This is a genomic window from Nonlabens ulvanivorans, from assembly GCF_032922765.1.
Classification (GTDB): Bacteria; Bacteroidota; Bacteroidia; order Flavobacteriales; family Flavobacteriaceae; genus Nonlabens; species Nonlabens ulvanivorans.
Genome location: NZ_CP136694.1, coordinates 1,977,816 through 1,997,827 on the forward strand (window position 1 = coordinate 1,977,816; position 20,012 = coordinate 1,997,827).

General features: G+C 36.7%; 15 protein-coding genes, 1 tRNA gene and 1 pseudogene. 6 read left to right on the forward strand and 11 right to left on the reverse strand.

Annotated features, from left to right (window positions below; all coding sequences use genetic code 11):
* The first annotated feature begins 25 nt into the window (after positions 1-25).
* The 3 genes from R1T42_RS08935 to R1T42_RS08945 all read left to right on the forward strand — a co-directional run bounded on the left by R1T42_RS08935 (position 26) and on the right by R1T42_RS08945 (position 4,643).
* A complete protein-coding gene (locus R1T42_RS08935) occupies positions 26-1,102 on the forward strand; it encodes an efflux RND transporter periplasmic adaptor subunit (protein WP_317290086.1) in 1,077 nt (358 codons plus the stop codon).
* Positions 1,103-1,223: 121 nt separating this feature from the next.
* Entirely contained in the window at positions 1,224-4,418 is a 3,195-nt protein-coding gene (locus R1T42_RS08940) for an efflux RND transporter permease subunit (RefSeq protein ID WP_317290087.1), read from the forward strand.
* Positions 4,419-4,430: 12 nt separating this feature from the next.
* Positions 4,431-4,643 (forward strand): YgaP family membrane protein, encoded by a 213-nt coding sequence (locus tag R1T42_RS08945; protein WP_036580099.1) that lies wholly within the window; start codon positions 4,431-4,433, stop codon positions 4,641-4,643.
* A 31-nt stretch (positions 4,644-4,674) separates the two neighbouring features.
* On the opposite strand, the gene R1T42_RS08950 is transcribed toward R1T42_RS08945, so the two are convergent.
* The 7 genes and pseudogenes from R1T42_RS08950 to R1T42_RS08980 all read right to left on the reverse strand — a co-directional run bounded on the left by R1T42_RS08950 (position 4,675) and on the right by R1T42_RS08980 (position 12,478).
* Positions 4,675-5,313 (reverse strand): VIT1/CCC1 transporter family protein, encoded by a 639-nt coding sequence (locus tag R1T42_RS08950; protein WP_317291862.1) that lies wholly within the window; start codon positions 5,311-5,313, stop codon positions 4,675-4,677.
* 77 nt (positions 5,314-5,390) lie between these two features.
* A pseudogene (locus tag R1T42_RS08955) lies at positions 5,391-6,085 on the reverse strand (efflux RND transporter permease subunit); the annotation flags it as partial.
* A gap of 932 nt (positions 6,086-7,017) precedes the next feature.
* Positions 7,018-7,371, reverse strand: a complete 354-nt coding sequence (locus tag R1T42_RS08960) for a DUF6686 family protein (RefSeq protein WP_317290088.1) — start codon at positions 7,369-7,371, stop codon at positions 7,018-7,020.
* Positions 7,372-7,381: 10 nt separating this feature from the next.
* Entirely contained in the window at positions 7,382-9,577 is a 2,196-nt protein-coding gene (locus R1T42_RS08965) for a PepSY domain-containing protein (protein ID WP_317290089.1), read from the reverse strand.
* A 7-nt stretch (positions 9,578-9,584) separates the two neighbouring features.
* Positions 9,585-10,076 carry a DUF2271 domain-containing protein gene (locus R1T42_RS08970; protein ID WP_317290090.1) on the reverse strand — a complete coding sequence of 164 codons (492 nt, stop codon included), beginning with the start codon at positions 10,074-10,076 and terminating at the stop codon, positions 9,585-9,587.
* Position 10,077: 1 nt separating this feature from the next.
* Positions 10,078-11,568 carry an ankyrin repeat domain-containing protein gene (locus R1T42_RS08975; RefSeq protein WP_317290091.1) on the reverse strand — a complete coding sequence of 497 codons (1,491 nt, stop codon included), beginning with the start codon at positions 11,566-11,568 and terminating at the stop codon, positions 10,078-10,080.
* 4 nt (positions 11,569-11,572) lie between these two features.
* A complete protein-coding gene (locus R1T42_RS08980; protein WP_317290092.1) occupies positions 11,573-12,478 on the reverse strand; it encodes a DUF6607 family protein in 906 nt (301 codons plus the stop codon).
* A gap of 110 nt (positions 12,479-12,588) precedes the next feature.
* Here R1T42_RS08980 and R1T42_RS08985 point away from each other — a divergent pair, with 110 nt between their 5' ends.
* The 3 genes from R1T42_RS08985 to R1T42_RS08995 all read left to right on the forward strand — a co-directional run bounded on the left by R1T42_RS08985 (position 12,589) and on the right by R1T42_RS08995 (position 15,880).
* Positions 12,589-14,688, forward strand: coding sequence for a TonB-dependent receptor plug domain-containing protein (locus R1T42_RS08985; protein ID WP_317290093.1), 2,100 nt, complete (start codon positions 12,589-12,591; stop codon positions 14,686-14,688).
* A 16-nt stretch (positions 14,689-14,704) separates the two neighbouring features.
* A complete protein-coding gene (locus R1T42_RS08990; RefSeq protein WP_317290094.1) occupies positions 14,705-15,334 on the forward strand; it encodes an HmuY family protein in 630 nt (209 codons plus the stop codon).
* Positions 15,335-15,430: 96 nt separating this feature from the next.
* The gene (locus R1T42_RS08995; protein WP_317290095.1) at positions 15,431-15,880 is read left to right on the forward strand and encodes a Fur family transcriptional regulator; all 450 of its coding nucleotides are present in this window, start codon (positions 15,431-15,433) and stop codon (positions 15,878-15,880) included.
* A 60-nt stretch (positions 15,881-15,940) separates the two neighbouring features.
* On the opposite strand, the gene R1T42_RS09000 is transcribed toward R1T42_RS08995, so the two are convergent.
* The 4 genes from R1T42_RS09000 to ftsA all read right to left on the reverse strand — a co-directional run bounded on the left by R1T42_RS09000 (position 15,941) and on the right by ftsA (position 20,008).
* A tRNA-Arg gene (locus R1T42_RS09000) sits at positions 15,941-16,014 on the reverse strand.
* A 9-nt stretch (positions 16,015-16,023) separates the two neighbouring features.
* The gene (locus tag R1T42_RS09005; RefSeq protein ID WP_317290096.1) at positions 16,024-16,470 is read right to left on the reverse strand and encodes a GatB/YqeY domain-containing protein; all 447 of its coding nucleotides are present in this window, start codon (positions 16,468-16,470) and stop codon (positions 16,024-16,026) included.
* A 136-nt stretch (positions 16,471-16,606) separates the two neighbouring features.
* Positions 16,607-18,610 carry a cell division protein FtsZ gene (ftsZ, locus tag R1T42_RS09010; protein ID WP_317290097.1) on the reverse strand — a complete coding sequence of 668 codons (2,004 nt, stop codon included), beginning with the start codon at positions 18,608-18,610 and terminating at the stop codon, positions 16,607-16,609.
* A 66-nt stretch (positions 18,611-18,676) separates the two neighbouring features.
* On the reverse strand, positions 18,677-20,008 hold the full coding sequence (ftsA, locus tag R1T42_RS09015; RefSeq protein WP_317290098.1) for a cell division protein FtsA: 1,332 nt from the start codon (positions 20,006-20,008) through the stop codon (positions 18,677-18,679).
* Positions 20,009-20,012: the final 4 nt, after the last annotated feature.

The window sequence follows — 20,012 nt, forward strand, 5'->3', positions numbered from 1 at the left end:
GCTTTTTATTTATAAAATATAAAGAATGAAAAAATCATATATCCTATTAACCGCAGTCTTTACCTTACTAATAATAAGCTGTGGTGAAAAAGAGTCTCAACCAGTGGTGGACAATTCTCCTGCAATTCCTGTAACGGTACAGGCAGTAATTGACAACAATAGCAGTCCTTTTCTTGCGGTAAGTGGTAAAGTGCAAGCCGCAAATAGCGCACAATTAAGTACACGCATGATGGGATTTGTAAATAATGTTCTAGTTAACGTAGGTGATCCAGTAAAAAAAGGTCAGTTGTTAGTAGCCATAAATAATACCGATTTACAAGCTAAAAAAGGACAAGTAAACGCTAGTATTACCGAAGCTACTGCAGCATTTAATAATGCTCAAAAAGATTACAACAGATTTAAAAACCTGTTTGCAGATAATAGTGCGTCACAAAAAGAACTAGATGATATCACTGCAAATTTTAATATGGCCAAGGCTCGTCTAGAAGGTGCACAGCAAATGAAAAATGAAATTAATGCTCAGTTTGCATATTCTAATATAACCGCGCCTTTTAATGGTGTTATTACTAGCAAAAACATTAAAAAAGGTGACATGGCAAATCCTGGGCAACCGTTACTTTCAATAGAGGCGCCTGGCGATTTTGAAGTAATGGCTATGGTACCTGAAACTGAGATCTCTCAAATTAAAAAAGAAACAGAAGTACAGGTAACGATATCTTCCATTCAACAAACATTAACTGGTAAGGTAAAAGAAGTAAGTACATCTGCACAACAAACTGGTGGTCAGTATCTAGTAAAAATAACGTTAGATAAAACAGAGGTACCGGTTCTATCTGGCATGTTTGCCACTATTGCTTTCCCAGTTGAAAGAAAAGCTGCAAATCATAATGTTCTAATTCCGTCATCGGCACTTATTACAAAAGGTCAACTTACTGGTGTGTACACAATCAGCGAGAATAATACAGCCATGCTACGCTGGTTGCGATTAGGTAGAACTCTAGGTGATCAAGTAGAAATATTATCAGGACTTAATGCCGATGAAAAATACATTACCTCATCAAATGGTAAGCTATTTAACGGTGCAAAAGTGACTATACAATAATTCAATATTGCGTTAAGGATAGTAGTGAAAATCCTTTTTGTGGTTTTTTTCGCTTTCGCGAAAACTGCCTTCAAAAAGATTGTAACGGATAGCCTGTTAAAACGCCCAAAAAATATATCTAATGAAAGAAGGATTAGCTGGTAAAGTTGCCAAAGTCTTTATGAATTCAAAGCTGACTGTGCTCTTAATGATCGTCTTTATGGTCGTAGGAGTATACAGCTCATTTTTAATACCACGTGAAGAAGAACCACAGATCGATGTACCTATGGCAGATATTTTTGTAGGTTATCCAGGTGCTAGCCCTACTGAGGTGGAATCTCGTGTTATTAAACCACTGGAGCAACTTATTTCTAACATCAAAGGTGTCGAGTACGTCTACTCTACTTCTATGAAGGAACAAGGAATGGTGATTGTGCAGTTTTATGTGGGCGAGGATATTGAACGCAGTTTTGTAAAATTATACAACGAGATCAATAAACACATGGATCAAATGCCTGAAGGCGTGACCATGCCACTAGTAAAAACTCGTGCCATAGATGATGTCCCGATGCTAGGCCTAACTTTATGGAGTGAGAATTATAGTGATTATCAACTAGGACAGATGGCTCATGAATTAGAGGCCGAAATAAAGAAAATAAACGATGTAGCTATCACACATAAAATAGGTGGTAGAGAACGTCAATTAAGAGTTGTTTTAGATAAGGATAAACTAGCCTCTAGTGGTCTAGACTTTATGCAAGTCTCTCAAATGATTAAGGCTAATAACGCCCAACTTAACGCTGGAAAATTTGATAAAAACGACACCGAGTTTATCGTTAACACTGGTGATTTTCTAGCCAGTACTACTGATGTTGAAAATCTTGTAGTTGGTGTGCAACAAAATCAACCTATCTATTTAAAACAAGTCGCTCAAATAATTGATGGACCAGAGGTGCCTCAAAGTTATGTGAGTTTAGGCTTTGGTCAAGGAAGTGATAAAAAAACCGATTTCTTATCTGAATATCCAGCGGTAACTATATCTGTTGCAAAACGTAAAGGTGCAGATGCTATGAAAATTGCAGATGTCATTATTGCCAAAGTTGAACACCTGCGTAAGACTTTAATACCAGATGATGTGCAAGTAGAAATTACACGTAATTATGGCGAGACGGCATCTCATAAAGTGTCAGAATTATTATTGCACCTTATAGGTTCTATTATTGCTGTAACCTTTGTTGTAATGCTAGCGATGGGCTGGCGTGGTGGACTCGTTGTATTTCTTTCTGTACCGATCACGTTTGCATTAACTTTATTGAGTTATTACATGCTGGACTACACCTTAAACAGGATCACCTTATTTGCATTAGTGTTTGTAACCGGTATTGTAGTAGATGATTCCATCATTATAGCAGAGAATATGCACCGGCACTTTAAAATGAAGCGATTGCCTTTTAAGGATGCTGCTTTATATGCTATAAACGAAGTAGGGAACCCTACTATCCTAGCAACCTTTACGGTAATCGCATCTGTATTACCTATGGCTTTTGTATCTGGATTAATGGGACCATATATGGCACCTATGCCTATAGGAGCTTCCATTGCCATGATTTTATCTTTGTTTGTAGCCTTAACCATTACTCCATACTTAGGTTATATATTCTTAAGAGAAAAAGATAAAAAAGGTAGCGTTGAAAAAACAGAAAAACCACTTGAAGAAACTCTTATTTATAGACTGTATAATAAATTTGAGCGTCCTTTAATGGAAAATCGTTTCAAACGATGGTTATTTCTAGGTGGTACTTTTTTGATTTTACTAGTTACCATGGGATTGTTTTTCACAAATTCTGTGGCAGTAAAAATGTTACCCTTTGACAATAAAAACGAGTTTCAAGTGGTCATAGATATGCCTGAAGGTACTACACTAGAACGCACTGGTGTGGTCGCTCAAGAAATATCTCAGTATTTATCTACTAGACCAGAAGTAGTCAATTATCAAAATTACATCGGGACATCTGCACCTATCACTTTTAATGGGTTAGTGCGTCATTATGATTTGCGTGGTGGTAGTAATATGGCTGACATACAAGTTAATCTAATTGATAAAGAACAACGTAGTGCACAAAGTCATGATATCGCTAGCTTATTGCGTCCTGATATTCAAAAAATCGCTGCGAAGTATAATGCTAATGTAAAACTAGTTGAAGTACCGCCAGGACCACCAGTACTTTCCACAATTGTTGCAGAAATTTATGGTCCAGATTATGAACAGCAAATTACTGTAGCAAATGAAATGCAAAATATTTTAAAGAACACGGATGATGTAGTTGATATAGACTGGATGGTAGAAAACGACCAAACTGAATATCAATTTACTATCAACAAAGAAAAGGCAATGTTATATGGCGTGGCACCGCAACAAATAGCCTACACCATGCACCTAGCACTATCTGATAGACCAGTAACAAATCTATATGATGAAGATGCTGTACAGCAAATAGGTATTGTGCTCGCACTAGATGAAAAAGAGAAGTCAACCATTCAAGACATTTCACAAATTAAAGTTGCTTCTAATCAGGGAACCATGGTACCTATTGCAGACTTAGTAGAGGTCAGTGAGTCTATAAGTGCAAAAAGTATTTATCGTAAAAATCAAAAAAGAGTCGTTTACGTCATGGCAGATATGGCAGGAGAACTAGAAAGTCCTGCATATGCTATCCTAGGCATGGAAGAAAAATTAAAATCAATTCCTATGCCTGAAGGCTACAGTATTAGCGAAATGTATTTAGGTCAACCAGATTTTGAAGATGATTATACGGTAAAATGGGATGGCGAATGGCAAATAACATTAGAAGTATTTAGAGATCTGGGAATTGCATTTCTAGGAGCCATCATCTTAATCTACATATTGATTGTAGGATGGTTTCAAAATTTTAAAGCACCTATCGTTATGATGGTGGCCATACCGTTATCCCTAATCGGTATTATTTTAGGTCACTGGATTATGGGTGCTTTCTTTACCGCAACATCTTTTATAGGAATGATAGCCCTAGCCGGCATTATGGTTAGGAACTCTGTATTATTAATAGACTTCATCAATTTAAGAACTGCCGAAGGTGTACCTCTTAAACAGGCTGCTATTGAAGCTGGTGCGGTACGTACCACTCCTATCCTGCTTACAGCAGGTACAGTTGTTATAGGCGCATTTGTCATACTATTTGACCCTATTTTTCAAGGGTTGGCAATATCATTAATGGGTGGAACTATTGTGTCTACTGTATTGACCTTACTGGTAGTACCATTAGTTTATTATATGATAGAAAAGAAAAATTATAAATAATAAAATCAAGCAATGTTAAATACATATTTTAGAGTAATCGTAGGTACCATGGTACTTTTAAGCGTGGTGTTAACCGTTTATGTAAACCCAAACTGGATGTGGTTTACGGTATTTATAGGTGTTAACCTTATACAGTCTGCATTTACAAAGTGGTGTTTACTAGAAACTATTCTAGTTAAATTAGGTGTTAAGAAAGAAGCAAAAGGTTGTGCTGTTAATCCATAACAGGATTTAAAAAATATGCCATAATAGATTTTTATAGATTCACTTCAAATAAATTCCCTATTAATGCTGTAATTCCCATGGCCAGTGTTCCCCATAAAGTCACTCTAAAAATGGCTTTCAAAACACTAGAACCACCTGCACGCGCAGCAACAACACCTAACAAGATTAAAAACACTATAGCAAATACATACTGAACATATTCCATCAGATCAAGAGGTGACATATAAGCAACAACCACTGGCAAGAAACCACCGACTGTAAAAGCAATACCTGAGGACAAAGCTGCCTGTAAAGGTTTAGCTTCGGTCTGTTCTGATATCCCTAGTTCATCTCTTGCATGAGTTCCTAGGGCATCATGTGCTGTTAACTGCTTTGCGACTTCTATTGCTGTAGCTGGATTTAAACCTCTTTCTTCATAGATTTTAGCAAGCTCTACTAACTCTTGCTCTGGCATATCTATCAGCTCTTGTTTCTCGCGTTTTAGATCAGCTTGCTCTATATCTGTTTGAGAGCTAACAGAAACATATTGACCAGCAGCCATAGATAAAGCTCCTGCCACTAACCCAGCGACACCTGAAAGTAAAACTGGTTCTCTCGTAGTGCTCGCTGCGGCAACACCTATGATGATACTAGCCGTAGATAAAATACCATCATTAGCACCTAAACTCATAAGGTTTGCGTCCACCCCAAAAATGTACATAAGGGATAAGGCAAATAATAAACATAGCGGTGTTATCGCTACTACAAGGCCTGATTTACTTTTTCTATATAACTACCGCCAGAAATACTATTGTTCATTTCTAAGGCTGTAAATACTTCTTGCGACGTGATATCCATCGCGTTTAATTTTTCTGTATTAATAGCAACTTCATATTGCTTTAAAAATCCACCCCAAGTATTGACCTCTACCACGCCAGGTATACCAGATAATTGCCTTTTTACTATCCAATCCTGTATGGTACGCAGGTCTTGTGCAGTATACTGATCTTTATAACCTTGCTCTACATCAAGTATATATTGATATATCTCACCTAGTCCTGTGGTAATAGATCCCATTTCAGGTGTTCCAAAACCTTCTGGAATTTTCTCTGTTGCAGATTTTATCTTCTCGGCAATAAGCTGTCTAGGAAGATAGGTTCCCATATCATCATCAAAGACAATAGTAACCACAGATAATCCAAATTTTGAAACCGAGCGAATTTCCTGTACACCAGGTAAATTTGCCATTTCTAATTCTACAGGATATGTAATGAATTGCTTCATATATTGTGTAGATGGTTGCGGGATATTGTAATAACCTATACCTGATTATTGGTAACATCTGGTACGGCACCTATAGGAATTTGAGTAAGAGAATATAAACCGAATCCAATAATGAATACAGTAAATAGAAGAATAATGAGCTTATTCTTAATGCTGAAATTGATAATATATGATAGCATTAAGAATAAATAATAAATGTTATTATCATCTATCACACAGTTGTGAAAGAGAATTAAAAAGATTAATTACAGATATTTATGAAAACTTAGGCGGTAGGAACAACCCATCACAATGCAATGATGATAAAGGTGCCTGATAAAAGAAGTTAAGTTTTTTAAACTATAGAGGTTCTAATAATTTTAATTCTGCCTTTTGAGAATTAACCACAAAAGCTAGGATTGAAGTTATATGAGATTGATGTTGAAAAGGTAATTCTTCATGCTCATCCTTTTCTTCTTGATGATCTTTGGAATGTTCTGCTTTTAATTCTCCGTAGTGTTTTGATATAAAGACAACAATATTATCACCATACTGCTCATTATGATATTGAGCATGCTCTACAAATTCATCAATTTGTGAGATATCACTAGTATCCCAAATCTTTGCATCAGGATAATGATAGATATGCTTATTAATTTACTCACAATGGTAAATGTATAAAACTTAATTATATGGTTGTGTAACAATTATAACCATAGGTGTCAATTTAATTTATGGACATGTATTTAATTTAGATAATGTATTGACTTACTAGATCAAATTTTACAGACTAAAATCATTACTTAAATACAGTATTGTAATCCTGCACATCATCTCAATCGAACTAATTATGTTTAATAACATATTGACCCATATCTAAATATATGGACTACAATGAAAAATGGTATCCTACTTACATTCCATACCTTGTAATAATTACTTACTTCAAATTTAAAAATACTGAGTTTTATATAAAAAAGGTCAAAAGAAATTTTGAGTAAACTCGATTCCTTTTGACCTTTTTCAATGTATTCGTGACCTCGACAGGACAGAGTTCAAACTTTTTGGAAGAAGACATTGGGTTAATCGTCTCAAAATCAACAAGCAATAGAATCTGAGTTTTCTTGTTTTTTCAGTTTAAAAACAACGTGTAATCAATGTCTAATACATTAAGAGACTCATCAGGCTTTTTTGCACATTGAAATAGTAGTTCTTTAAAAGCCGTTAATTCGGATCTATTAAATAGTAAAGACAGATTGGTTTGCAATGTATTCATTACTATTTTCCGTTTAATAGGCATCGAATCATATTTTGTTTCCCAGTATTCAATCTCGATTCCAGATACGTATTTCTGAAATGATCTCATTTCCTCTTGGGTTAATTCTATGTAGATATTGGTGAATGTCAAATGATACATTTTACAGTTTTGGCAGTAGGAAAGTTGACCGTAAATATTCTTAGCTATTGTTTTTATTTGATGGCACATTGATTCTATTTTAGTAACAGTCGGTTAAGATTTGCTGTTGGTTTTCAAAATCACTTAATGGTCGGTTCAATTGTGTTTTACTAATTTCTTCTAAGGCGGCCAATACTGTATCTTGCATTTTTAATGAACCACAAATCATAAAAACAGTACCGTTGTTTAAAGCTTGGGCAACTGTGATTTGTTGTAGTTTTAGTGCATCTTGCACATACATTTTAAGCGCAGTTTGTGAAAAAGCAAATTGAATATTCAAAAGATGATTTTGTGAGATGGAATCATTGATAGCCTCGCGATACAAATCAAAGGAAGCTTCAGTTTTTCCACCCCATAATAATTCTACGGGCACATCTATGTTGTTATTAATCATACCTAGAAAAGGCGCAATGCCTGTGCCATTTGATATACACCAAACGGCAGGTGCTTCCTGCGGAAAGTAAAAAGAATCATTTTCTTGTATGGTCGCCTCAAGAATATCTCCTTCTTGAAGTGTATAGAGGAATGTAGAACATATTCCTTGCCTGTGCCATTTGATACTCAATAGCATGTCATCTCCTATTCTGGCAATAGAATATTGTCTTATTCTATGGCTTCCCAACGCTATGACATTCAGCAAATCTCCTGATTGAAAATCACTATGAACGTCTGGTTTAAGTCGCAAGAGAAAAGTGTCATCTAAGTTGTGCTGGGTTTTCTCTTTTACAGTAAAACGTTGTGATTGTTTAATTGTCTTTTTATGGTTTTTCAATGAAACATCCAGATTCATCCCTGTACGGTGGTTCCAGTGCGTTACCCATTTTAAAAATTCGTCTTCTGATTGCTCATTTACTTTAAACAAAGATTGTAGTCGGTTAAACTTTAAGTGCGTGTTAAACAACGTGTCTACTGTAATGGCAAACTGACAATATTTTGTATAATCCATAGAGCCAAAACCAACTACAGCAAATCCTATGGGATGTGATTGTTGCACTTTATTAATAAGATGTTCAAATTTGCGAGCGTTTCTAGGCGCATCACCGTCGCCGTAAGTTGCTGTGAGTGCGACCAGGTACTTTGCTTTGGGATAGCTGGTGTACTCGTTAAGCGTGGTCATTGCTACAGTATTTCCTTTTTCTTTTAACGCTTTCGCCAAAGCGGATGCATAAAGAATTGTAGTTCCCGTTTCAGAGCCTACTAAAAGTATTACTTCACTTTTATTTACAGTGTCCAGAACTAGAGCGGGCACTTTCTTTTTACGACGTTTTAAGTACATCGCAGCTCCTGAAACTATAAAAAAGAGCACACTTGCCGAAGAAATGGCTAAAACGATACTCCACAAAATATTTCCTGCTCCTGTATGCCATTGCAAACTCCAGCGCATTGTAAGTTGCGTGAAAGGATGTGTCACTTCACTAAGAACCTCACCTGTGTGTTGATGCACCAATAGATCACGATTGCGTAACGTGATTTCAAAATAATCTAATTCATCGTCAGAAAATGGAAAGTGTACTGTTCTTACATCAGTTAGCTTAGTTTCTGCAAAGAATTTTTGCTGGTTAAGCGGTTTATGTTTTACATCAGGATTACCTAAGACTGACCAATCCAACTGGTCAATATTTTCTGGTAACAAATGAAATTTTTCTGCACTTAAATAAACACCTGTTGCAGCCACAAGAATAAGTGGAAATAAGAGCCACCTTCCCAAAATTACGTGATAACGTTGATTAAAGTCACGTTCTCTTACTTTACTATATAATTTTAAGAAACCACCTTGCCTTTGAGCTAATAACAATACTCCAGTTATTGCTATAAAACAAAGTAAAAGACTTACTAAGCCTACAAAAAATCTTCCTATACTCTTTAAAAATAATGAGCGATGTAAATTAGTTACCCATCTAAAAAATGCCGATTTTTCAGTGACTTCACCCAGTAATTCACCAGTAACTGGATGTATATAATGATGAACCGTTTCTCCCTGCTCATTGACCAAAGAAGCTGTAACAAAATCATCTGGTGTTACAGTAACCTTAAGCACTTCTTTATGTTCCTTTTGTAAGGCTGTAATTGTTTGTGCCAGTGTAACGCCTTCTAGCGGTATCACGTCATAGCTTTTAACCGATTGCGAGATAGGTTCAAATGCGAGAATAACCCCACTAACCGAAGCCACAATTAAAAAAAGTGCCGACGAAAATGCCAGCACTAAATGACTATATCTCCAAAGGTTACGCGTCATTGTTGAATTAAGATTGCGGCATCAATCGCACGTAGCGTATAAAACCTGAGCCATCTTTTTTACCCTTAAGATTTTCAGTAGTAAGCTCAAATTCTATATCACTTGTGTGATATTCTTGATCTTCTACTGCTGTTTCAAATCTAATGCGATATCCCTTATCCATCTTATCTACAGGAATGTTCAAAACGCTAATGGTACGTTCTCCACCGCTCACTGTAGCACCAGAAATGGCATCAATATCAGGTCTTCGTTTACCGTAAAATTGCCACCATTCTGTTATTTCACTATACCACTCACTGTCTTTTCCTTGTACATAAAGTGTTTGATCATACTCGCCGTTATTATCTATAATAGAAACAACAACATAAGCGCCTTCTCCCGTATAATTCTTTAATTGAATCATACATTTATAATTTGCTTTCTCACTAAAATCAGTAAAGCTTATTAAGAGAAAAGCAGCCGCTAAAAGTGCTAGAGGTAATTTAAAAATCTGTCGCATTTTATTTTAAAAATTTAAGAGAACTATCATTTTGTTGCAGGAGCTCATTAGCTGTTGCCAGATCATAAACAGACTCCTCAAATTCCGTAATTACAGTTTTATCTGCGCCGTTTGCAATAAGATATTGTAAGATATCGCTCGAATGTGCTTTCATTGCTGCAATTTGTAATACAGTGTAGCCATCATCATTTTTTGTATTGATGTCTATATCAAAAGATGCAAGTCTTTTTAATAATGCTAGATCATTGTTTAGGGTTGCGATATGCAATAAGGTGTTGCCATTATTTTGAACAGTGCGCATAGACAAGCCGCGGTCAAGAAGTAATTTTAGTTTTGCCTCAAATGAGCCCGTATTATTTGCCTTATAGGCGTTCAACAAGTAGTAGGCCAGCGTGTTGTTTTGAGTATCTACCATTTCAATAGCTGCATTTTTGTTTAGTAAAAATTCTACAACTTCTGGTGTGTTTCTATTTACTGCCATGGCGAGAGCGCTGCGACCGTTTTGATCTTTAGCATTTATGTTTTTGACCTTTGGGTAAAGATATTTTACAACTTGTAACGTATTACTATTTGCAGCATTCATAAATGGGGAATCGCCTCCATTATCTTGCAGATTGATATCTACACCTTTATCAATAAAATATTGAAGTAAACTTAGGTCATTACTACGATATGCAATACGATGTAATGGATTACGACCATTATCGCCTACTACATTTATAGCAATTCCTAAGCTCTCTAAATATTTAAACATTTCAACATCATAAGAACTACCACGTGTACCGAAGGAAGTATACAGCACAGCATTACCACCTTTTGAGTTTAAGCTTTTATAATCCACACCTTTTGCAACAAGTAGTTTTAAAAAGTCAACATTTCCTTTTTTAGCTGCGTAATTGAAAATACCATTGTTAATCGCGTCTTTACTATCTAATGAAAAACCTTTATTAATAAAGTAAGAAAGTTCAACTTCTGTAGCAAGGGCAGGCGCTACCAGTAATAATAAATTGGCACCGTTTTCATTCTTTTCTGCTAGCAGGTTCACCCCATATTCCTCAAAAGATTCAAAAATGGCGGTATTTTTTTGACCTGCGTTTGCAGCGAAAGCGAGCGGTGTATAACCATGGCTGTCAAGTTCCGTAACTGAAGAACCTTTTTCTAGTAAATAGTTTACGATTTTAACTTGTCCTGCATAGGCAGCCCAATGCAAATAGATTCGGCTATCGTGGGTTTTCTTATCTATGGTATTTCCTTCAAACGACAGCAGGTATTTTACCACATCATCGTTAGCCTTTTCAAGCATTGCGTAAATGGTTGCGTCAAATGCGTTGCGGTTAAGCTCCGTCGCGTCATTACCAGCTTTTACATCTATTTTCACTTGCTCGAGGCTAGGATTATTCTTCCAGTACGAACGATTTAAAAATACATTCTGCGCAGATAGTAGCCCGCAGGATAAAATAGCGAGCAGTAAGAGATTTACTTTTAATGTCATTGTGTTATGGTTTTTTCACAAACGATTCTATAACAGGATCTATCTGCGTTTCTTCAGTTACTTCCTCATCAAAAAGATGTTTGTATAAGGGCTTATTATCCACTTTAGTTTCTAAAACCAGATCTTTATTTCTGCCATATACTTCGTCCCATTTTGCTCTTACGGTAGCCCATTTGTCATAATTATCCTTCCACCATTGTGCTGCTACGGCGCAACGGCTGTCATCTACTTTTACGTAGGTATTATATCCTTTTTCTTTTGCAATTACGATATCTTCTTTGCCTTCTTCACGTACAATCTTTTCATTGTCCTGATCGTGTAACCAGCCGTAGTCTGTAATTTCCTGACGATTACCGCGCATCGTTAGGTTATAATCACTACGCGTAGTGTACTCACGTCTAGGTAGTGGTGCTGTAGTGGTGTTTTCCCAGTAGCTTTTACCATCTACGTGTACCCAAGTGCCAGAGCCTTCATATCGTGGACTATCATCTACCTGATATACCTTTTGTGTCCACTGTCCAGCTACTTCCTCATCTTCTTTTTTTGTATAAGACCACTGATTATCGGCATTATACATATAGAAATCCTTGTTTTCAAACAGCCAGTCTTGACGCCAGTGCTTTACAACCATAGGTTTTGCTGGATTCCCAACTTGTAAGAGATGCTGTATCTGTATTTTATCATCTTCATCGGTCACTAGCTGTGCCCACTCTAAGGCTTTATCTACTTTAGTTTTAGATGGCTTATACAAAGAATCATTTGTGTAGTTAAACGTCTCTGCAAAATTGAAGGTTACTTCATAGCAACCACACATTTTTTTAATAGCCTCAGCATCTTTTTTTTGTTTGTCTTGCGCAACGCTCATCATTGCTATAAATAGAGTGCAAATTGTAAAAATGGTAGTTTTCATTTGATTTTGAATTGAAAATTAATTGGATGCAAAAATAGTTATTTTAATTCATTCTAAATAAAAATAAAACATATATTTGCACCTTATTAAGAATGATTCTATTTAATATAATGGGTAAGAACCTGGCTTTTAGTGTTTTATTGGTATTCGCTTTCGCGAAAGCGTACTCACAACAGCAAGTGATAGATACGACAAGGACAACAGAATTAGAAGCTGTTGTACTTACAGCGACTCGTACAGCGCGTCAACTTTCTTCTTTACCATTACCTGTGACGCTAGTGCCAAAAAAGCAAATCATACAATCAGGAACCATACGGCTGAATGAAATTTTAAGCGAGCAGACAGGTATTATCACCATACCAGATGAAAGCGGTTTTGAAGGTGTACAAATACAAGGAATCGCGTCAGACTATGTATTAATATTAATAGATGGCGTGCCGCTGGTAGGTCGTAGTGCAGGGAATTTTGACCTCAGTAGGCTTACCGTGGGAAATATCAAGCAAATCGAAGTAGTAAAAGGACCTTCTAGTAGTCTGTACGGCTCTGAAGCTCTAGGTGGCGTGATCAATATTATTACTGAAAAGCCTAAAGGCGAAATCCTTAACGGCAATATCTCGTATAGAATAGGTCGCTTCACACAGCAAGATATTAATATTGACATTAAACAACGTATAAAAAAACTAAGATATGCCTTATTTGCCAATCGATTCTCTAGTGAAGGTTATGACCTTAATCCCGATGCAGCCGGGCAAACTGTAAATCCTTTTGAAAACTACACACTTAACGGTCGTGTATTTTACGACCTAACTGATAAGCTTGAGCTGTTCTCATCTGTTCGCTTTTACGACCAGACACAAGAATCTGGTTTTGTGGTAGATGAAACCGCTTTTGAAGGTGATACTGAAGAACAAGAATGGAACGCGCACCTGCGACTAAATCATAAATGGAATGATAAACTCAATGCCGAGTATGAAATGTATTACACCAATTATTCGGCAAGCGAACGCCTAGCTAGTCCAGTTTCTGACGAGGTGTTGAGCGATAGCGATTTTGACCAGCGATTGTTGCGTCCAGAGGTTCGTTTTAATTACGCTTTCGCGAAAGCGAAAACAGGATGGAACAAAGGTACGCTCACAACAGGAATAGGTTTACAATATGATGAACTGGATAGGACGTTTTTTGATAATAAAGTCAGTTTTAATTCGCAATACATCTACACACAATATGATGCTAATGTACTAGAACGGCTGAATATGATTGTAGGAGCGCGTTTTGATAACCACTCAGAATACAGCAATCAGTTAAGTCCTAAACTCGCATTGCGATATAAAATTAATGATGCAATTGCCGTAAAAGGCTCTGTAGGCTACGGTTTTAAGGCGCCAGATTTTAGACAGCTCTATTTTGACTTTACAAATACAGCTGTAGGTTATACCGTATTAGGTTACAATGTAGCAGTTGATAAGCTCGCAGCATTACAGGCACAAGGTCAAATACTCGATGTTGTGGTGTCTGAGAATGAGTTAGGAAACCCACTAGAAGCCGAAAGTTCTGTAGGTTATAATTTAGGTATGACTTACAATAAAGGGAAATGGAATACCGAGTTGAACTTATTTAGAAACGATTTTAAGAACCTTATTGATACACGCATTATTGCACGCAAGACTAATGGACAGAATGTGTTCAGCTATGTAAATTTTGATGAAATATACACCACAGGTTTTGAGGTAAATGCTGGGTATAAAGTGAATAAAAACCTGCGTGTAAATGCAGGATATCAATTGCTCTATGCATTTGATAAGGCTAATGAAAAACGTGTTGAAAACGGTGACGTATTTGCGAGAGATCTGCAAACAAACCAGACCGTGGTTGTTGATAGGTCAGACTATTTTGGGCTTGTCAACCGCTCACGGCACAACGCAAACTTGAAGATATTTTACGACATTCCTAACCTAAAAATAAATCTCAACCTTAGAATGCTTTACAGAAGTAAGTACGCTCAGTTTGATACCAATGGTAATGGTCTGATAGACACGTATGACACCAGCTTTATAGATGGATATGTGACTACAAATGTTGCTGCCAGTAAAACATTTTATAAAGACTTCAACCTGCAGATAGGTGCAAACAACCTACTAGACTATACCGATCAAAACATTCCCACACTGCCAGGAATTCAAGGCTATATAAGATTAAATTATAACTTTTAAAATAAATATAATTATTATGAAAACAAAAGACACTCTTAAAACCCTAGCTATTGCCGCATTATTTATAGGATTTACATCTTGTAGTAGTGATGATGACAACACACCTACCCCAGATCCCGTACAGGCACAACTTGTTGAAAATCTAGCCGCACCACAAACTGGTGGACAAGGACAACCTGTAGGTGGCGAGTTTACAAAATTTGATTTTGCAACAGGAACGGAAACAACTAGTGATACCGATTGGGATATCGCTTTCAGAGGAACAACCATTGCCATAAATGGAGGAGTTGCTACGGGAACTAATGATGAACCCACAAGAAATGGTAATGCTGGAGCAGCAATAGTAAACGGAACATTTGCCAGTGTTACCACAGCAGATGAAGTTGTATTCAACCAAGATACAAATGCTGCATTTGCCATTCCTACAGGAAGCGATAATGGCTGGTACAACTATAATTTTATAACAAATCTAGTCACACCAATTCCTGGAAAAGTTGTCGTGATAAGAACTCGTGATGGCCGTTACGCTAAGGTTGAAATATTGAGTTATTATTTAGATCAAGATAGCTCAAACCCAGCAAACGGAAGACATTACACGTTTAATTATGTGTACAATCCTAATGAAGGAGATACTTCATTTGAGTAACAGATTTATTTTGAGTTAGCTAGTAACCTGAGACGCTTCTTTATTCATAAGGAAGCGTCTTTTATTTTTCATTAATTTTTATAAAACATTGTAATAATGGCCTGTATAAGTAGCTTTAAAATAATAAAAGAAAGATTTACCAGATTTCTAGAAGAAAATGGGCATAGAAAAACCCCTGAGCGTTATGCGATTTTAGAAGAGATCTATCATACAAATGAGCACCTTGAAATAGATACTTTGTACTCAAGAATGGTAGCGAAAAAATATAGAGTCAGTCGTGCGACATTGTACAATACGATGGATATTTTAATAGCATCAAAGTTAGTGCGTAAGCATCAATTTGGGGATAACGTGGCGCATTATGAGAAATCATTTTTTGACGGTAAACACGATCATATCATTCTAGAAGATACAGGAGAAATACTTGAATTTTCAGACCCTAGAATTCAAGAAATTAAGATGACAATAGAAGAAACCTTTGGTGTGGCAATTGATACACACTCCCTTTATTTTTATGCTACACGTAATAAAAAGGATGAGAGTTGAGAAGTTTTACAATTAATTTCAATAAAAAAAGCCTCGCAATCTATTGATTATGAAGCTTTGTGACCACGACAGGATTCAAACCTGTGACCGCTGGAGCCGAAATCCAGTGCTCTATTCAGCTGAGCTACGTGGCCCTTTGATGTCTATGTTAATTGGTTCTTTACTATGGTACTAATAGCTCTACCATCTGCCTTACCAGCTAGTTGCTGATTTGCCATACCCATAACCTTACCCATATCTTTCATTCCTGCTGCACCAGTTTGGGCTATAATATCTTGTACCACTTTTGCGATTTCTTCTTCACTTAATTGTTCTGGTAAAAACTGTTCTAAAACAGCTGCCTGTGCTAGTTCTGGTTCTGAAAGATCTTCTCTATTTTGTTCAGAAAAAATACGTGCACTATCCTTACGTTGCTTAACTAGTTTTTGAACAAGTTTTATCTCATCTTCTTCAGATAAATCGGCAGTATCACCTGATGTTTTTGCAAGTAATAATTCACTTTTTACAGCACGTAATGCGGCAAGAGCTGTTTGATCTTTTGCTTTCATGGCCTCTTTCATAGCGGTCATGATATCTTTTTCTAAACTCATAGTATGTATTCTTTAAGGCCATAAAAATAAGGCTTATAATGACCTTATACAACAAACTCGATTTCAAAACACTACATAAAAAAGCCCAAATTCTACTTAAAGAATTCGGGCCTACTGCTTTTAGGGAAAGCAATTCTTAATCTACATTATCGTGTAAAAATGAGTTGTTGTTTGTCCTCAACTGTATATCATCATTTTCATCTGTAGAAAGTGTAGTTCTAGAGCGATCAGCCTCACTAGGCAATTCATCTAGCTGTACACCATGTCGTTCAAAAGCAGGCTTTTTTTCAATTTCTTCAAGTCTATGTGAATTCTTAAACTTGAAATTGTAAGCATGCATTTTACGCTTACGTTCTTCGGCTCTAAGCACTAACATTTCATTGATAGGTAAGTCTGTAAGATCTACATCGTCAACAGCTATGTCTTTTACCACAGTACTATTTAATGGCTCTGTAGGCGCACTTTTAGTCACAATCTGAATTTCCTCTTCTGCAACTTGTTCAGGCTGCTTATTGACAGGCTTAGCTTGATTCATGGTTTCTTCAATTTCCATGTAATCATCTAGTGAGTATTTAGTTATTCCATCTGTTGTTACTTCAGTTACAGGAATCACGTTAATAGGGTCGTTAACTTCTATGTCTTCTAGATTGTGTACAATAGGTTTTTCTGGCTCTATAGTTTCCTTATTAGACACAGGCATATCAAAATCTAAAAAGAATTGATCCTTTTCTTCTTCAATCTCTTCTTCAAGATGAGTCGCTTCAGGTTGTGCTTCTGTTATTACAAATTCTGTTGGTTTTACCTTATCCAGCACTTCTTCATAAACCACATTTAGGTTTGAAATAAACTCTGTAGTTGGTATTAAAGTATTCTCTTCTTTAACCGCTGGCATTATTGGCTCAGGTTCTTCTTCACCTAGAGTGTGTATAATTTTCACAGACTCTGTAGGCAGCGGTGCAACTAAAGGTTGTGGTGATTCCGCTTTCGCGAAAGCGTTATCTATATCTCCTGTACCATCAACACTATCATCTAGGTCCATAATAACTTTTCCTGGAGATGCATCGGTCGTTTTCTCTTGTAAAACGGCACTAGCGCGCTGCTCATCTTCTAAGGTGTGAATGATGCGTTTTGCCTCAGTATTTGAGATATCATTTTGCTGTTCTTTATTAAATCCCGTAGCGATTACGGTTACAGAAATAGCGTCTCCCAAAGATTCATCTTCTCCTACACCCATAATGATATTTGCACCACCACCAGCTTCTGTCTGGATTAAATCATTAATCTCTCCTATTTCATCAATGGTAATTTCTTCTGATCCAGAAACAATAAGTAGCAATACGTTCTTTGCACCAGTGATTTTATTATCATTTAATAAAGGAGAATCTAAAGCCTTAATAATCCCTTCTTGGGCACGGTTTGCTCCTGTAGACTGAGCACTTCCCATAATGGCTGTTCCAGAATTTGAAAGAACGGTTTTTGCATCACGCAAGTCAATGTTTTGCGTGTAGTGATGCGTTATAACCTCTGCAATACCACGTGAGGCAGTAGCAAGTACCTCATCTGCTTTTGAGAAACCTGCTTTAAAACCTAAGTTCCCATAAACTTCTCTAAGCTTATTATTATTAATAATTATTAAGGAGTCCACCTGAGAACGGAATTTTTCTATTCCCAGCTGTGCTTGCTCGTTACGTACTTTACCTTCAAAATTGAATGGTGTGGTTACAATTCCCACAGTAAGAATGCCCATCTCTCGTGATACTTGAGCAATCACTGGCGCAGCACCAGTTCCTGTTCCACCACCCATACCAGCGGTAATAAATACCATTTTAGTATTAGTATCTAACATACCTCGCAATTCTTCAATGCTTTCTTGCGCAGCACGCTCACCTACCTCTGGGTTTGCTCCAGCTCCTAGACCTTCTGTTAAGGTTACACCTAATTGTATTTTGTTAGGCACTGGACTATTATCTAGCGCTTGTGAATCTGTATTACAGATCACAAAATCTACTCCTTTTATTCCTTGCTGGAACATGTGTTTAATGGCATTACTACCGCCACCACCGACACCTATTACTTTAATCACATTAGACTTATTTAAAGGTAAGTCAAATGCTATACTGTTAAAATCTTCATTACTCATATCGCTGCTACTTTATGGTTTAAGCTCTCTTTATTCTTTTATTTAATCTTGTTTTCTAATTGATAACTACTCTGCATTATCTAGAAAATCCTTCAATTTTGTGGTCCAATTTTCAAAGAATCCACGTTTTTTACTTTCTTGAACCTCTGGTTCTGGTTGCTCTATTTCATCAACCTCTACTACTGGTTCTTCTTTTACTTCTTCTACCGGTTGCTCTTCTAATTTTGAATTAAGGTAACCATCTTCTAATCCTTTCATCACTAGTCCTACTGCTGTTGCAAAAACAGGACTTGTACTTTCTGCATCGCTATCACCAGCTAGGTGTTCATTAGGGTAGCCTATACGACTAGGCATTCCAGTAACATACTCTGCTAATTGTTTGATATGCTTTAACTGACTACCACCACCAGTTAAAACGACACCTGCAATAAGTTGCTTTTTAGGATCATCATGTCCATAGTTTTTAATTTCTACAAAGACATTTTCCAAAATCTCAATCACTCTAGCATGGATTATCTTACTCAAGTTCTTAAGTGTAATTTCCTTAGGCTCACGACCACGCAATCCTGGAATTGATACAATTTCATTTTCTTTATTCTCTCCAGGCCATGCACTACCGAATTTTGTCTTCAACAATTCTGCCTGCTTTTCTATAATAGAACAACCTGCTTTAATGTCTTCAGTAATGATATTTCCTCCTTGAGGAATAACTGCTGTATGACGTATAATCCCATCCTTAAAAATTGCGAGATCAGTCGTTCCACCACCTATATCGATAAGCGCTACACCTGCCTCTTTTTCTTCTTGACTCAATACAGCGTCTGCACTAGCTAGTGGTTCAAGTGTAATTTTCTTAAGGTCTAGATCTGCGCTTTTCACACATCGATAAATATTCTTAATAGAAGCTACCTGACCAACGACCACGTGAAAATTTGCTTCTAGACGACCACCATACATTCCTACAGGCTCTTTGATCTCTGACTGACCATCGATTTTATATTCCTGTGGCAAAACATGAATAATTTCTTCACCTGGTAACATGACCAGTTTATGCACTTGTCCACATAAGGTATCGATATCTGATTGATCAATAACCTCTTCAGAATTACCTCTAGTGATATAATCACTGTGCTGCAAACTGCGTATATGTTGACCTGCAATACCGACTGTTACCTCTTTAATTTTTATACCGCTTACAGCCTCTGCCTGATCAACAGCTTGCTGAATAGACTGTATGGTCTGTGTGATATTATTAACAACACCTCTATGTACACCAAGGCTCTTTGATCTTCCTACACCTAGAATTTCAAGTTTGCCGTACTCATTCTTACGACCTATCATGGCCACAATCTTTGTGGTCCCAATGTCCAGTCCTACTGCATATTCTTGTAAATCCATTTCC

Excerpts from the sequence above, each read along its gene's own strand:
- R1T42_RS08995 (WP_317290095.1), top strand. The coding sequence starts at position 15,431 with ATGGCCTGTATAAGTAGCTTTAAAATAATAAAAGAAAGATTTACCAGA.
- R1T42_RS08945 (WP_036580099.1), top strand. The coding sequence starts at position 4,431 with ATGTTAAATACATATTTTAGAGTAATCGTAGGTACCATGGTACTTTTA.
- R1T42_RS08965 (WP_317290089.1), bottom strand. The coding sequence starts at position 9,577 with ATGACGCGTAACCTTTGGAGATATAGTCATTTAGTGCTGGCATTTTCG.
- R1T42_RS08970 (WP_317290090.1), bottom strand. The coding sequence starts at position 10,076 with ATGCGACAGATTTTTAAATTACCTCTAGCACTTTTAGCGGCTGCTTTT.
- ftsA (WP_317290098.1), bottom strand. The coding sequence starts at position 20,008 with ATGGATTTACAAGAATATGCAGTAGGACTGGACATTGGGACCACAAAG.
- R1T42_RS08990 (WP_317290094.1), top strand. The coding sequence starts at position 14,705 with ATGAAAACAAAAGACACTCTTAAAACCCTAGCTATTGCCGCATTATTT.
- ftsZ (WP_317290097.1), bottom strand. The coding sequence starts at position 18,610 with ATGAGTAATGAAGATTTTAACAGTATAGCATTTGACTTACCTTTAAAT.
- R1T42_RS08935 (WP_317290086.1), top strand. The coding sequence starts at position 26 with ATGAAAAAATCATATATCCTATTAACCGCAGTCTTTACCTTACTAATA.
- R1T42_RS08960 (WP_317290088.1), bottom strand. The coding sequence starts at position 7,371 with ATGTGCCATCAAATAAAAACAATAGCTAAGAATATTTACGGTCAACTT.
- R1T42_RS08950 (WP_317291862.1), bottom strand. The coding sequence starts at position 5,313 with ATGAGTTTAGGTGCTAATGATGGTATTTTATCTACGGCTAGTATCATC.
- R1T42_RS09005 (WP_317290096.1), bottom strand. The coding sequence starts at position 16,470 with ATGAGTTTAGAAAAAGATATCATGACCGCTATGAAAGAGGCCATGAAA.
- R1T42_RS08975 (WP_317290091.1), bottom strand. The coding sequence starts at position 11,568 with ATGACATTAAAAGTAAATCTCTTACTGCTCGCTATTTTATCCTGCGGG.
- R1T42_RS08940 (WP_317290087.1), top strand. The coding sequence starts at position 1,224 with ATGAAAGAAGGATTAGCTGGTAAAGTTGCCAAAGTCTTTATGAATTCA.
- R1T42_RS08985 (WP_317290093.1), top strand. The coding sequence starts at position 12,589 with ATGGGTAAGAACCTGGCTTTTAGTGTTTTATTGGTATTCGCTTTCGCG.
- R1T42_RS08980 (WP_317290092.1), bottom strand. The coding sequence starts at position 12,478 with ATGAAAACTACCATTTTTACAATTTGCACTCTATTTATAGCAATGATG.